Origin of the sequence: Paenibacillus sp. PK3_47, from assembly GCF_023520895.1 — a bacterium.
In the GTDB taxonomy this organism is placed as follows: Bacteria; Bacillota; Bacilli; order Paenibacillales; family Paenibacillaceae; genus Paenibacillus_AQ.
This window is the reverse complement of the sequence record NZ_CP026029.1, coordinates 1143341-1157596: the sequence shown is the minus strand read 5'-3', so window position 1 is coordinate 1157596 and position 14256 is coordinate 1143341. Positions and strand designations below refer to the sequence as shown.

The 14256-nt window shown below is 51.8% G+C and carries 10 protein-coding genes; all 10 read left to right on the top strand.

Annotation, left to right across the window (positions count from 1 at the left end):
• Positions 1-48 precede the first annotated feature (48 nt).
• Complete coding sequence (locus C2I18_RS05295; protein WP_249900235.1) at positions 49-804, top strand: tRNA threonylcarbamoyladenosine dehydratase; 756 nt, start codon at positions 49-51, stop codon at positions 802-804.
• Positions 805-982: 178 nt separating this feature from the next.
• Positions 983-2284 (top strand): NCS2 family permease, encoded by a 1302-nt coding sequence (locus C2I18_RS05290; protein WP_249900234.1) that lies wholly within the window; start codon positions 983-985, stop codon positions 2282-2284.
• A 132-nt stretch (positions 2285-2416) separates the two neighbouring features.
• The gene (locus C2I18_RS05285; protein WP_249900233.1) at positions 2417-4621 is read left to right on the top strand and encodes a HelD family protein; all 2205 of its coding nucleotides are present in this window, start codon (positions 2417-2419) and stop codon (positions 4619-4621) included.
• Between the two features lie 376 nt (positions 4622-4997).
• Complete coding sequence (locus C2I18_RS05280; protein WP_249900232.1) at positions 4998-5279, top strand: CD3324 family protein; 282 nt, start codon at positions 4998-5000, stop codon at positions 5277-5279.
• Positions 5280-6692: 1413 nt separating this feature from the next.
• Positions 6693-7997, top strand: a complete 1305-nt coding sequence (locus tag C2I18_RS05275; RefSeq protein ID WP_249900231.1) for a replication-associated recombination protein A — start codon at positions 6693-6695, stop codon at positions 7995-7997.
• Between the two features lie 297 nt (positions 7998-8294).
• Positions 8295-9311: an ABC transporter ATP-binding protein gene (locus C2I18_RS05270; protein WP_275100962.1), complete on the top strand. Its 1017-nt coding sequence runs from the start codon at positions 8295-8297 to the stop codon at positions 9309-9311.
• The gene (locus C2I18_RS05265) at positions 9298-10233 is read left to right on the top strand and encodes an ABC transporter ATP-binding protein (RefSeq protein ID WP_249900229.1); all 936 of its coding nucleotides are present in this window, start codon (positions 9298-9300) and stop codon (positions 10231-10233) included. Before C2I18_RS05270 ends, C2I18_RS05265 begins: the two co-directional genes overlap by 14 nt.
• Positions 10234-10239: 6 nt before the next feature.
• The gene (opp4B, locus tag C2I18_RS05260; RefSeq protein ID WP_249900228.1) at positions 10240-11202 is read left to right on the top strand and encodes an oligopeptide ABC transporter permease; all 963 of its coding nucleotides are present in this window, start codon (positions 10240-10242) and stop codon (positions 11200-11202) included.
• Positions 11203-11230: 28 nt separating this feature from the next.
• Positions 11231-12136, top strand: coding sequence for an ABC transporter permease (locus tag C2I18_RS05255; protein ID WP_249900227.1), 906 nt, complete (start codon positions 11231-11233; stop codon positions 12134-12136).
• Positions 12137-12156: 20 nt separating this feature from the next.
• Complete coding sequence (locus C2I18_RS05250; protein WP_249900226.1) at positions 12157-14004, top strand: oligopeptide ABC transporter substrate-binding protein; 1848 nt, start codon at positions 12157-12159, stop codon at positions 14002-14004.
• The last annotated feature ends 252 nt before the right edge of the window (positions 14005-14256 follow it).

Sequence of the window (14256 nt, the reverse complement as noted above, 5' to 3'; positions counted from 1 at the left end):
AGCGGCTGCGTGCCGCTTCACCAGTCTCATAAAGGAGGCATGTATAACATGCTGCATCAGTTTTCCCGTACGGAACTGGCGATTGGACCGGAAGGTCTGGAGGTTCTGAAGAACAGCACGGTGGCCGTTCTGGGTATTGGCGGCGTCGGCGCCATGGCAGTGGAAGCCCTGGCCCGGACCGGAGTCGGACGCATCATCCTGATCGACAAGGATGCGGTGGATATCACCAACATCAACCGCCAGATCCATGCGCTTACAACGACGATCGGCCAGAAAAAAGCCGATTTGATGGTTGACCGTGTCAAGCTGATCAATCCGGAATGTGAAGCGATCGCACTGAATATGTTCTATACTGACGAAACCTATGAAGAGCTGTTCAAATACAAGCCGGACTTCGTCATCGATGCTTCAGATACCATTATCTACAAAATTCACCTGATCAAAGAGTGTCTGGCCCGGAAGATTCCGATGATTTCGAGCATGGGGGCAGCGAACAAAATGGATCCGACCCGCTTCAAGGTTGCAGACATTTCCAAAACGGAAATGGATCCGATTGCCCGCGTTATCCGCCAGAAGCTGCGTAAAGACGGCATCCGCAAAGGCGTGAAGGTTGTGTTCTCCACTGAGATTCCGGTGAAGCCGCGTGTCGATGTCACCGAGCAGATCGTGCCTGCAGATGCACCGGACAGACGCAAAGCGAAGCAGCCGCCGGCAAGCAACTCGTTCGTGCCGCCTGTGGTCGGTCTTATCATGGTCAGCGTTGCTGTAAATGATCTCCTGGAAGCCTGCGGTGTTAACCTGTAATCAGGCATTGGCTGGCCGGATCAAGTGCAAGACATAAACAATGGATAAGGGGCGTAAGCAGCCGGGTTGCCGGCTGCGCGCCCTTTTATTGAGAATACGGAATCGGGAAAGCTGATTATGAAGCGCAGAAACCGGGTAATAGCCGCTGCCTGGAACTTAACATCAGTGGAGGTTTGTTATGAATTCGAATTTTTGGCGAAATAGCGTAGGGCTGGAGCCCGGCGATAACTGGAAACGGGAATGGGCCGCGGGAATCCTGTCGTATTTTGCTTCAGTATATATTGTAATGGTCAATGCAGCGATTCTGCATGATGCAGGGATGCCGCTGCGGGCGGGCATGGTGGCTACACTGCTGACCGCGATTACAGGCTGCCTGCTCATGGCCTTCGGCGGTAAAACACCGATCGTCGTCGTGCCGGGCATGGGCATTAACGCTTTTTTCACCTATACGCTTGTGCATTCCATGAAGCTGGATTGGCGCGAGGCGCTCGCTGTTGTTGTTGTAACCGGCGCATTGTTCGCCATAGTGGCCTTTACCTCACTCTATAGAATCCTCAGCGACGCCATTCCGCATAATCTGCAGCATGCCATCACTGTCGGGATCGGCCTGTTCCTGACCTTTATCGGCCTGCAAAAAAGCGGGATTGTCATTGCCCACCAGACCACCTTTGTAGCCATCGGGCATTTCAGTGATCCGGCAGTAATTACCTCTGTGCTCACTCTTATTCTTGCACTGGTGCTGTTCATCCGCGGTACGCGCGGCGGGCTGCTGATCAGTATGGCTGCCGGCACCGGTCTGGCTTATCTTCTCGGGGCTGCCCATGCGCCGGCTAAAGCGGAATCCGGGCATGTATTCACCGGGTATGGCGATGTGTTCGCCAGTTTTGACCTCAGCGGAATCCTCAGTCTGGTCTTCTGGATTGCGGTATTTTTGCTGCTGCTGATTGTTGTGTTTGAAAATATCGGCCTGATCTCTTCCCAGACGCTGATGGCCGGACGTCCGGAACGCTTCAAAAGCAGCCTGCGGGCGCTTTCTGTAGCCAATATCGCTGCAGGCCTGTTCGGCAGCAGCCCTGTTGTTGCAGCTGCAGAATCTACTGCAGGTATCGCTGCAGGCGGAAAGTCGGGGCTGACCTCTCTGGTCACGGGGCTCCTGTTCGGCGCCACCTTCCTGTTCATTCCGCTGCTGGCCTATGTGCCGGACAGTGCAATCGCCCCGATTCTGATCGTGATCGGCGGACTTATGGTGCAAAACGTACGTGAGATGGATCTTGGTGACATGACGGAGCTGTTTCCGGCATTCCTGGTCATGGTGATGATCCCCTTCACTTACAGCATTGTGGACGGTATGGCTTTTGGTTTCATCACTTACCCGGTCCTGAAGCTGGCTACGGGCAGAGGGAAGGAAGTTCCGCCTGCGCTCTACGGCATCGCCGGTTTGTTCGTGGCGAATTTTATTTTGCATGCTTTTATGGGTTAGCCCAAGCAGGCGATTAGATAATTCTGGATTTTGCGGGATAGTTGTGCTATGATGAGTATCCTTTTTGTGCTTGACATTTACGGGCATAATCACGGAAATCAGGCTTTTATCACTTTTAGGAGGTAACTGAAATTGGAAGACAACTTTCAAAGTGCCTATCAAGAGGAAGAAGACAGGCTGAACCAGGCACTGGCCGAGATTGATTCGACGCTGGAGAAGCTCCGCAGTATTCCTGTGTATACCGGACACGAGTATACGGAACAGGTGCTGGAGGATTCTAGAGAACAGCGGCGCAAAAATCTTGCCAAGCTCAGGCAGGAGCCTTATTTCGGACGGCTTGATTTCCAGGGCAGTGACGAGGATGAACGCAAGGCACTTTATATCGGCAAAATCGGTGTAGACCGCGAACAGGTAAGCGACCGTCCGCTAGTCATTGACTGGCGTGCACCGGTCGCAAGCCTGTTCTATTCGTTTACCGGCGGCAGTGAGCCGGCTTCGTATGAAGCGCCCGAGGGACTGATTGAAGGGCTGGTCTACCTCAAACGCAACGTCGTCATCCGCAAACAGATTCTGGAACGGGTAGCGGATACCTATAACAGGGAGAGCGACGCCCCGGCAGTATCGGATGAATTTCTGGTGTACCGGCTGGGAGAGAACAAGGATAACCGGCTCCGCGATATCGTCTCGACGATCCAGGAGGAGCAGGACAAAATTATCCGGGCAGCCAAGAACACGGCATTAATTATCCAGGGTGTGGCGGGAAGCGGTAAAACAACGGTTGCCCTGCACCGGCTGGCCTTTTTGCTGTATCAGTACAAGGACCAGGTATCGGCTGAGAAAATGATTATTTTTGCCCCAAACCGGATGTTTCTGGACTATATCTCAGATGTGCTGCCGGAACTTGGTGTAGGCAATATTGCCCAGAGCACATTCCCTGACTGGGCGGCAGATGTACTGGGCCTCACACTGCCCGGGCAGAATACGGAGGAGACGCTGAACCGCTGGTTCGAGCGGGAAGGCGGCATGCCGGAGATTACAGAAGAAACACCGGGCCGCTTCAAGGGCTCTACGGCACTTATGGGCATCATCGAAGCGGCGGTCAAGCTGCTGGAGAACGGTGCGGTGCCGGAAGGCGACTTCAGTCCATGGGAAGGTGCAGTTCTGCGCCGCCAGGTGATTCTGCGCTGGCATAATGAGGAGTACGCCCCCTATCCGCCGGCCAAACGCAAGGAACGTGTAATGGCCCGGATACACCGCTGGATTGAGATGGAGCTGAAGAAAAGCCCTTCGGCAGCAGCGCTGAAGGACCGCAAGAAAAAGGGAGCTTCCCGTGAGAAGGCGTATAGCGCCAAGTGGCCCAAGTACGATCCGCTGACGATCTACAAGCAAATTTTCCGTGCAGTGAAGGTGCCGGAGGATTGGCCTGCCGAAGCGTCAGAATCCATTCCGCAGAGTGTGCTGAAGGAGACGGCCAAGGATCTTAAAAAGGGCATTGTCCGCGAAGAAGATCTGCCATCGCTGCTCTATATTCATTACCTGCTGAACGGCAATGAAGGCACTGACCGCTTTGACCATATCGTAATCGATGAAGCGCAGGATTTCTCGCCTTTTCAGATTGCGGTGCTGGATTTGTATGTGCGCGGGCATTCCTTCACCATTCTGGGCGATCTGTCTCAGGGTATTCATGCTTATAAAGGTGTCCATGAATGGGAGGAGATGCAGTCGCTCTTTGCTTCCGAACATACGGCATATCACGCACTCACACGAAGCTACCGCTCGACGATGGAAATCATCGAATTTGCCAACGGCATTCTCTCTTCGGGCGTACGCAGTCCGCTGTTAGCCGTACCGGTGTTCCGCAGCGGGAATCCGGTCCGCCTGATCGCTTACGGAGACAAGCTGCCTGCAGAGGCAGCCGCAAGCGGGAATAAGCGGACGGACGCCGTCAGAACGGCTCTTGGGGCCCTCTCCGGGCGGGAATACCGGACCGTAGCTGTTCTTACCCGCAGTCTGCGGGAAGCGCAGGAGCTGTACGGAGAGCTTGCCGGGCATTTTGACGATATCCATCTTATTGACGGCAGCATGACTGAATACCTCGGCGGCTTGTCTGTTCTGCCGGTGTATTTGTCGAAGGGCCTGGAATTTGATGCCGTTATTCTTGCTGATGCTGATGAGGATCACTATGGTGCTGCAGCCTGGGATGCCAAGCTGATGTATGTCGGCTGTACCCGGGCGCTTCATGAGCTATGGCTGCTGAGCGGCAGCGGACTTCCTCCGTATATACAGCCTTCAGGAGAGGAAACGGTAACCGGCTGGCCTGGTGGAGAACAGTTATAACTGTTCTTGCACTTGTAACTCACCCCCCGGTATGGCTTAATAATAAGTGTCCGGCCGGGCGAGATTACTTCTGGAAGGAGGCTGATTGAAATGATTTCAGTATACGAGGTGGTTTCCGTCTAAGACGGAAATCCGTTTAACCCGAGGAGGCCGTGAGGCCTCCTTCTTTACAAAAAAGGATTTGATCCCATGAACTCTCGGGCTGGAGCCGCCAGCTATTTCCATCTAAATGTAGACGCTACCACCAGGTTTTTATATAATGAACGTACTGATTTACCAAATATGAACTGAGGAAAGGAGGCAGGTGACGTGATTATTACTTTTGATGCATTCGCCGGATCTCAAGGAACACACCTGTTGAAGGAGGAAACAAAGCGTGAGCTATGTAAATGGAAAGGATGTGCTCCCCCCGGGTCTGCTGGAAGAGCTTCAGGGATACATCCAGGGTGAACTGCTCTACATACCCAAGAAAAGTGAGCAGAGGGTAAGATGGGGCGAGAACAGCGGTTCCCGGCAGGAAATTGCCAGCCGCAACAAAGAAATCTACTGCAGCCACAGCAAAGGCTGCTCGGTCAACGAGCTGCAGCAGCGATACCACTTATCCGAAGAAAGCATCCGCAAAATCATCTCAAAAATGCGGCTGGCCATGAACCGCTAGCCTGGAAATTTGAATAAAGAGCATGGCTCCGCCAAACGCGCGAGGTCATGCTCTTTTTAAATGTGGAACAGTGCGGCTCAGATAACCCTTTGTCAGATGACCCGGGGATACCTGCGCGGTGGCCCATTCTACTCGTTATTTCGCACACATTGGGCTCGTTGCCTGTGCGGTGGCCTATTGTACTCGATATTTCGCATACATTTGGCTCGTTTACCTGTGCGGTGGCCTATTGTACTCGATATTTCGCATACATTTGGCTCGTTGCCTGCATGGTGGCCTATTGTACTCGATATTTCGCATACAACTGGCTTGTTTACCTGTGCGGTGGCCTATTGTACTCGATATTTCGCATACATTTGGCTCGTTGCCTGCACGGTGGCCTATTATACTCGATATTTCGCATACAACTGGCTCGTTTACATACATGGTGGCCCATTGTACTCGATATTTCGCATACAACTGGCTCGTTTACCGACATGGTGGCCTATTGTACTCGAAATTTCGCATACATTTGGCTCGTTGCCTGCACGGTGGCCCATTGTACTCGAAATTTCGCACACATTTGGCTCGTTTACCTGCGCGGTGGCCTAATGTACTCGATATTTCGCATACATTTGGCTTGTTTACCTGCGCGGTGGCCTATTATACTCGAAATTTCGCATACATTTGGCTCGTTTACCTGTGCGGTGGCCTATTGTACTTGATATTTCGCATACATTTGGCTCGTTTACCTACATGGTGGCCCATTGTACTCGTTATTTCACACACATTTGGCTCGTTGCCTGCACGGTGGCCTATTGTACTCGAAATTTCGCACATTTTTAATAGACCGGCAAGGCAAGTGGAATTTCTCCAACTAATTCTCCGGAAAATACTCATGTTACAATTCTTGTGGGAAAAACTCCACTTAAATGTGCTGGGTTAGTCTCCAAAGGCCTTTGTCGGCCCGAATAAATGGAGAATTTCCAACTATAGGTCAAAAATAATGAAAACAAGAATTAGATGGAGAAATTCCAACTAAGCGCCGCAGGTTCCCGGTAATACAGGCTTTTTCATGACCTCTGCTACAACCTCTGCCACGACCTCTCCGCAATCTTTGGCACAATCTCTGCCGCAACCTCTGCCACAACCTCTCCGCAATCTCTGTTCCCACCTCTGCCCTAACCTCTGCCCTAACCTCTGCCACATCGTTTACCCCAACCCATACTGATCCAAGGAGAGGTAAGTAATGCCCATAATTAATTTCCATAATTAATTTCCATAATTAATTTCCATAATTAATGCCCATAGTCGATGAACCTCCACGAACCCTGTAAATTTCCGCGGCTGTTTATCCTCTCTTGCCGCAGTATGGTATGATAGGAAGAGTGTGTATCAGGTGATTTCTATAAGATTAAGCAAGGAAGTGGAATTATGGATTTATTCTCGATCGGGGAGGATTCGGGAAGCGGCCGGCTGCTGGCAGACCGCATGCGCCCGGAGAATCTTGATGAATATATCGGCCAGGAGCATATTATCGGACCCGGCAAGCTGCTGCGCAGAGCGATTGAAGCAGACCAGGTCTCATCCATTCTGCTCTACGGGCCTCCAGGCTGCGGCAAAACTACGCTGGCACATATTATTTCTCATCACACGAAGGCTGACTTTGTCCGGCTAAATGCGGTGGAAGCGTCGGTAAAAGATGTGCGGGAGGTCATCGAGCGCGCCCAGAGCAATAAGTCGTTGTACGGTACGAAGACGATTCTGTTTCTGGATGAGGTGCACCGTTTTAACAGCTCACGGCAGGATGCGCTGCTGCCTGCTGTTGAGAAGGGAACCATTATTTTTATTGGAGCGACCACGGAAAATCCGTTCCATTATGTCAACGGGGCGCTTATGAGCCGCTCTACGCTGTTCCAGCTGGAATCGCTGACCAGTGAGCACAGCCTGATGGCGATGCGCCGGGCACTTGCCGATGAAAAGCGCGGGCTTGGCTTCATGCGGCTGCAGGCCGATGAAGATGCCCTGCAGCACATTGCGGCCATGGCTAACGGTGATATCCGCCGGGCACTGAATGCGCTGGAGCTGGCGGCCATGACTACGGCGCCGGAGCCGGACGGCAGCGTACACATCACACTTGCAGTCGCCGAGGAGTCGATCCGCCGCCCGATAGTCAAAGCGGATGAATCGACGCAATATGATGTGCTGTCCGCTTTTCACAAAAGCATCCGCGGCTCCAGTGACGCCGCGCTGTTCTGGTTCCTGTATGCCGTTGAGAAGCTCGGCATGGACCCGATGACCTTCATCCGCCGGCTGATTGCCGCCAGCAGCGAGGACATCGGCCTGGCCAACCCGCAGGCGATGGTCCAGGCCGTCAGCGCGCTGGAGGCTTACCGCAACAACGGCTGGCCGGAGGCGAAGCTGAACATTGCCCAGGCGATCTTGTTCGCCGTAGAAAGTCCAAAATCAAACGCCGTGTACATGGCGATTTCGAATGCAATGGACAGCATTGAAGAGCTGAAGTCTGCAGAAGTGCCGCTGCATCTGCGGGATACGCACTACAAAGGCTCAGCGGCGCTTGGCCATGAGGGCTACCAGTATCCGCATAACTTTCCCGGTCATTACGTCAAGCAGGATTACCTGCCCAAGAAGATCGCCCGGCGGGTCTTTTATCAGGCTACAGAGCAGGGGAATGAGGCCAAAATCCGCCATAACCAGTCTCTGCGCCGCGGACAATAGTCCGTCAGGCTGTGAAAAATTATATATTAATATTTAGAAAACCGTCAGTCCTGTTTACTAGGGGATTTGGCGGTTTTTTTATCATATTTGGTCATTTTGTGTCATTTAATATAACATATAAAGCATTTTCTTAATAAAATCATTGCTAATTTACCATGAGTCAATTAGAATAAACTCTAACATTCAGGGATTTATTCCAAATAACCCCTAATTTTAATTATTTATCTCAAACTAAAGTTATGTTATCTAACATTTAGCTCACCTGTTTTAAAAAATCATAAGGTTAGGGTGATGAATTTGAGCGAAGACTTGCTGCGGATTGAGCATTTAACGACATCCTTCAAGATTGCAGATGATTATTATGCTGCAGTCGACGATGTGACGCTCACGGTGAAGAAGAATGAAATACTGGCGATTGTAGGGGAATCCGGTTCCGGCAAGAGTGCACTGGCCTTCTCTATTACCGGTCTGCACACCAAGGCCAGGATTGAAGGTCATGTGTACTACAAGGGACAGGACATTGTGAATATGCCTCCGGGTGCACTCAACAAAATCCGCGGCAAAGAAATGTCGATGATCTTTCAGGATCCTCTAGCCGCTCTGAATCCTCTGATGATTATAGGCCGGCAGATTGAGGAGGTGCTGCTCCTTCATGATTCCGCCCTGTCCAAGAAGCAGAGGAAAGAGAGAGTCCTGGACCTGCTGAACAAAGTGGGCATTCCCCGCCCCGAGCATACATACCAGCAGTACCCTTATGAATTATCAGGCGGAATGCGCCAGCGGGTTATTATCGCAATTGCGATTGCGAACGGGCCGCAGCTGCTCATTGCCGATGAACCAACTACAGCACTCGATGTGACAATCCAGCTGCAGATTCTCGAGCTGATCCGGAAGCTTAAGCAGGATATGGAAGCCGGAATTATCCTTATTACTCATGATCTCGGTGTAGTCAGTGAAATGGCAGACCGGGTAGCCGTAATGTACGCAGGACAGATTGTGGAAATTGCCGATATCTATACGCTGACCTCCAACCCGCAGCATCCGTACACCAGATCCTTGTTCAACTCCATTCCAACAGCCGGCAGTGTGAAGTCCAGACTTCATGTCATCCAGGGAATTGTGCCGTCACTCAAAAATCTGCCGAGGTCGGGCTGCCGTTTCTCTTCCAGAACCCCCTGGATTGATGCCTCGGCCCATGAGCAGAATCCGCAGCTGCATGAAATTGCCCCAGGCCACTTTGTACGCTGCACCTGCTACAAAGATTTTCACTTCCCGGAGAGTATAGAGGAGGCTGGCAGCCATGGCACTGCTTGAAGTAAAGGATTTGCAAGTGCATTTTCCCGTAAGGGGCGGCATCTTCCGATGCAAGGTTAACGACATCAAAGCGGTCGACGGGGTGAATTTTGAGATTGAGGCCGGCCAGACCTACGGCCTTGTCGGTGAATCGGGTTCCGGCAAAACAACGACCGGCCGGGCAGTCATCGGGCTGAACCGGATTACAGGGGGCAGCATTCTTTTTGAAGGGACGGATCTGGCACTTCCGGGTTCACGTAAGGAAACCCATATCCGCCGGGATGTCCAGATGATTTTTCAGGATCCTTATTCATCACTTAATCCCAAAAAACGCGTCCTCGATATCATTGCCGAACCGCTGCGCAACTTTGACCGGCAGTCTCCGCAGGAAGAGAGACGCAGGGTTCAGGAACTGCTGGAGCAGGTGGGGCTGGGGCCGGACAACATCTACAAATATCCGCATGAATTCTCCGGGGGCCAGCGCCAGCGGATCGGCATTGCCAGAGCGATTGCGCTGAAGCCGAAGCTGATTATTGCCGATGAGCCGGTGTCCGCGCTGGATGTGTCGGTGCAGGCCCAGGTGCTTAATTTTTTGAAGGATATCCAGAAGGAATTAAATCTGACTTACCTGTTCATCAGTCATGATCTTGGGATTATCCGGCATATGTGCGACCATATCGGCATTATGTACAGGGGGCGTTATGTCGAACAGGGAACACCTGAGGATATTTTTGACAATCCCCGCCATATTTATACGAAACGTCTGATCGCAGCCATACCGGACATTGACCCCTGGAAGCGTGAAGAGCGGAGCAGGTTCCGCCAGTCCGTAAGTGCAGAGTACGAGGACGCCTATGGGAGTTATTTTGACAGCGACGGTTTGGCCTATCCCTTAAAGCCTGTGTCCGATACTCATTTGGTGGCCATGCCCGAGAAAGGTTGAGACGTTATGTGGAAGATTATTGCACGAAGACTGCTGATTATGATTCCTCAAGTATTCCTGCTTAGTATTCTGGTATTTCTTATGGCAAAAGCAATGCCCGGGGATGCGCTCACCGGTATGCTTGATCCCAATATTGATCCGGCCTCCATCGAGGCGATGAGAGAACGGCTGGGCCTTAACAATCCTTGGCACATCCAATATTGGGACTGGATCACCAAGGCGCTGCAAGGCGACCTCGGGCAATCCTTCCGTTTCAAAATGCCTGTAACAGAGCTCATCGGACAACGGCTGATGAATACGCTCTGGTTATCGGTGGCCACTCTGATTCTGACTTATCTGATCGCGATTCCTCTCGGAATTATAAGCGGGCGCTTCAACGATACCTGGGGCGACCGGCTGATTACGGGATATACCTACATCGGCTTTGCCGCACCGCTGTTTATCGTTGCTCTGCTGATGTTATGGGCCTTCGGCTTTTACTTCAGCTGGTTCCCGACTGGAGGGAGTGTAGCTCCCGGTGAGGTTCCCGGAACGTTAGGCTATGTGCTGAGCAAAATTTATCATCTGCTGCTGCCGGCGCTTTCGATTGCACTGATTACCACGGTCGGAACCGTCCAGTACCTGCGGAATGAAATCATTGATACGAAGCAGAAGGACTATGTTCTTACAGCGAGGGCCAAAGGCGCTCCGGAATCACGGATCTACAACCGGCATATTCTCCGGAACTCCCTGCTGCCGATTGCCGCTTTTTTCGGATATGAGCTTACCGGGCTGATTGGCGGAACGATCTTTGTGGAGAGCATCTTCAGTTATCCCGGCATGGGGCAGCTGTTCCTGGGCTCGATTGTCATCCGTGACTTCAGTGTCGTTACAGCGCTTGTGCTGCTCTATGGCATAGCTTCCATTGTCGGTTCCCTGCTCTCGGACATCATATTAGGCATTGTGGATCCCCGTATCCGGATTAAATAACGATCAGAACTTTGTTGAGGTGAATGTTATGGCAAAATCAAGCCCCGGGCTGCAGCTCCCGTTGGAGACCGATAAAAGCCCGTCCGGATGGACCATTCTCTGGCGGGAAATTTTCAGGGATAAGCTGGCACTCTGCTCCCTGATCTTTATGGCTGCTGTGATATTGGGAGTGTTCGGTGTAGCGCTGTTTCTGGATCAGGAGCAGATTGTAACCGTTGATTTATTCGCTTTGTATGAAAAGCCTTCGGCCAAGTTCTGGCTTGGCACCGATTATGGCGGGCGTGATGTGTTCGGCCAGCTCATTATCGGGACCCGCAATTCCCTGAGCGTAGCCATTCTGGTCACCCTGATGACAGGTGTTATCGGTATATTGGTAGGGCTGATCTCAGGTTACTTCGGCGGAATTGTCGACAATATTTTCATGCGGTTTGTGGACTTCTTTATGATTCTTCCCATGCTGATGATTGTCATTGCTTTTGTAACGGCGGTGCCCAAATACAATACCGTGTCTTTCTCACTCATTATGACTGCATTTCTGTGGATGGGGATTGCCAGGCTGATCCGCTCCAAAACGCTGCAGGAAAGGGAGCTGGAGTACGTTCAGGCCTCAAGAACGCTGGGCTCCTCCCATCTTCAGATCATTTTCAAGCAGGTGCTTCCGAATCTCAGCTCCATCATTATCGTTACAATGACCCTGAATCTCGCTGCCAATATCGGCCTGGAATCAGGCCTGTCCTTCCTTGGCTTCGGCTTTCCCGAAAGTACGCCCAGTCTCGGAACTTTAGTCAGCTACGCACGGAACCCGCAGACCCTGGAGTCCAGATGGTGGATATGGTTACCTGCATCACTGCTGATCCTGGTATTGATGTTGAGTATAAATAATGTCGGTCAGGCGCTGAAGCGTGCGACGGACGCAAGACAAAGAAAAGGATAATAAGGGAGGAAGAAACAAGTATGAGAAAAAGAAGATCCGGAAAGACAATGCTCGCCAGCCTGCTGCTTGTCCTGTCACTTGCGGTCACCGCCTGCAGCTCAGGTAACAACACCAATGAAGCTGCTGAACCGTCGGCTGCGCCTACCACGGAAGCGGCGGCTACCACAGCTCCAACGGAAGCGCCGGCAGCGGAAGACGGGCTGTACAACATCGCAGATTTCAGTAATGTGAAGACGAATCAGGGTGAGGCTATAGAAGGCGGCACCCTCAACTTTGGACTTGTATCCGATACTCCTTTTGAAGGAACACTCAACTTTAACTTTTATTCGGGCGCTCCGGATGCAGAGGTACTTGACTGGTTTGACGAAGGCCTGCTGACCTGGGATAAAAACTACGTGTATACCAATGACGGCGCAGCTACCTATGAAGTCTCTGAAGACGGCCGTACCTTTACCTTTACGATCCGCGACAATGTGAACTGGCATGACGGAAAGCCGGTTACCGCAGAGGATTGGCTGTTTGCGCACGAAGTCATCGGTAACCCGGCTTACGACGGCCCGCGTTACGGCTCGGACTTCACCAACATTGAAGGGATGGAAGCCTACCATGCCGGTACAGCCAAGACCATTTCCGGGATCAAGGTGCTGAGTGAGAAGCAGCTGGAGATTACTTATGTAAAGTCCACTCCGTCCCTGCTGACAGGCAGTATCTGGACTTATCCGCTGGCTAAGCATATTTTCGGCGGCATGGATGTAGCCAAAATCTCGGCCTCCCCGGAAGTGCGCCAGAAGCCGATCGGCTTTGGTCCGTTTAAAGTGGAAAGCATCGTACCTGGTGAATCCGTAGTATTTGTGAAGAATGAGGATTACTGGCGCGGCGCTCCGAAGCTGGACAAAGTCATTCTGAAGGTGGTCGCTCCAACGACAGTTGTGCAGGAGATCAAAGCCGGAAATATCGACCTGGTAGACAGCTTCCCGATTGACCAGTTCCCCGATAACTCCAGCCTGTCCAACGTTGAATATCTCGGTGCAATTGACCGTGCTTATACTTACATCGGCTTCAAGCTCGGCAAATGGGATGCGGCGAATAAAGTGGTGGCACCGGATCCAAATGCAAAGATGGCGAATGTAGCTTTACGAAAAGCAATGTGGCAGGCTGTGGATAATGATGCCGTCGGCAAAAAGTTCTATCATGGCCTGCGCTGGAATGCGACGACGCTGATCCCGCCATCCCATCCGGAATTCCACGATGCCAGCAACCCGGGGATAACCTATGATCCGGAAGCAGCGAAGCAAACGCTGGAGGATGCAGGCTTTAAGCTGGACGGGGATTTCCGGACCAATCCGGACGGCACCCCGCTGACGATTAACTTTATCTCCATGACCGGTTCGGATATTGCCGAGCCGCTGGCCCAATATTATGTGCAATCCTGGAAAGCGATCGGCCTCAATGTCACGCTGGAAATGGTAGAGTTCAACACCTTCTATGACCGTGTAGGCAGCAGCGGGGAAGACGATCCTTCTGTTGACGTATACCAAGGCGCGTGGACCGTCGGTATTGACGTGGACCCGCAAGGACTCTACGGCCGCGATGCCATTTATAACTTCCCGCGTTATGCGAATGATGAAAATGACCGCCTGATGAAGGAAGGCGTCTCAGAAGCTGCATTTGATGTAGAGAAGCGTAAGGAAATCTACAAGGAATGGCAGCAGCTGATGATTGAAGAAATCCCTGTATTCCCGACGCTTTACCGCGCAGCGCTCGTTCCGGTTAACAACCGCGTGCTGAACTATGCGATTGGTGATGGAACGGAGATGTACAAAAACGAAATTGCCCTGTCTGCTGATAAGGGAATTGCGGCGGAGTAAGAATATCTTCTTGCAGCATAGGTATGCAGAGTAAGAATATCTTCTTGCAGCATAGGTATGCATAGTAAAAACTCCTTCCGGTTACAAGCCGAAAGGAGTTTTTGTGCTGCCGTTATATTATGCGACTATTTCCGGCTCCAATCCATCGCCTCACGCGCACCGGAACCCGTTGATTACTTGGCAGCTAACGGACTACAGATCCGTTATTCTGCCCTAGAGGTGTGTTTAAGAATTCTAACGGACCTTAGGTAC

Excerpts from the sequence above, each read along its gene's own strand:
- C2I18_RS05295 (WP_249900235.1), top strand. The coding sequence starts at position 49 with ATGCTGCATCAGTTTTCCCGTACGGAACTGGCGATTGGACCGGAAGGT.
- C2I18_RS05290 (WP_249900234.1), top strand. The coding sequence starts at position 983 with ATGAATTCGAATTTTTGGCGAAATAGCGTAGGGCTGGAGCCCGGCGAT.
- C2I18_RS05275 (WP_249900231.1), top strand. The coding sequence starts at position 6,693 with ATGGATTTATTCTCGATCGGGGAGGATTCGGGAAGCGGCCGGCTGCTG.
- C2I18_RS05265 (WP_249900229.1), top strand. The coding sequence starts at position 9,298 with ATGGCACTGCTTGAAGTAAAGGATTTGCAAGTGCATTTTCCCGTAAGG.
- opp4B (WP_249900228.1), top strand. The coding sequence starts at position 10,240 with ATGTGGAAGATTATTGCACGAAGACTGCTGATTATGATTCCTCAAGTA.
- C2I18_RS05255 (WP_249900227.1), top strand. The coding sequence starts at position 11,231 with ATGGCAAAATCAAGCCCCGGGCTGCAGCTCCCGTTGGAGACCGATAAA.
- C2I18_RS05250 (WP_249900226.1), top strand. The coding sequence starts at position 12,157 with ATGAGAAAAAGAAGATCCGGAAAGACAATGCTCGCCAGCCTGCTGCTT.